This window comes from Yunchengibacter salinarum (genome assembly GCF_037658235.1).
GTDB lineage: Bacteria > Pseudomonadota > Alphaproteobacteria > Sphingomonadales > Kordiimonadaceae > Yunchengibacter > Yunchengibacter salinarum.
The window spans coordinates 1-580 of sequence record NZ_JBBJLN010000034.1; the positions used below are offsets into that span (position 1 = coordinate 1).

The 580-nt window shown below is 67.6% G+C and carries 1 protein-coding gene; it reads left to right on the top strand.

The genetic code is table 11. From position 1 onward, the window contains the following. Nucleotides 1-580, top strand: a 580-nt coding sequence (gene tnpC, locus WGH93_RS13205; protein ID WP_374765340.1) for an IS66 family transposase, incomplete at both ends; no start/stop codon positions are given.

Consider the following 580-nt stretch of genomic DNA (forward strand, 5'->3'; position numbering starts at 1 on the left):
CATCTGTTTATGGATGAGACCACCGCGCCGGTGCTGGACCCGGGCCGGGGCCGGACGAAGACCGGTTATCTCTGGGCCCTGGCGCGCGACGAGCGCGGTTGGGGCGGCAATGATCCGCCCGGAGTGGTCTTCTTCTATGCCTCGGGCCGCAGTGGCAAAAACGCCGAGACATTCCTTCGCGGCTTCGACGGCACGCTGCAGCTCGATGGTTATCAGGGCTACAACCGATTGACGCGCCCGTCGCGCAAGGGCGGCGATCCCATCCGCGTGGCCCATTGCTGGGCGCATGCCCGGCGCAAGCTGAAGGAGGTCTTCGACCGCGATGGGTCCGACATCGCCGCCGAGGGGCTCCGCCGCATCGCCGAGATCTACGCGGTCGAGGCCGACATCCGAGGATGCGGTCCCGAGCAACGGCTCAAGGTCCGGCAGGCGCGCAGCGCGCCGCTCGTCGCGGCCTTCGACGACTGGCTGCAGCAGAGCCGCCTGCGGGTCTCGGCCAAGTCCCGCCTCGGAGAGAAGCTGACCTATATCCATAACCACCGGAAAGGGCTGCAGACCTTCCTTCAGGATGGCCGCGTCG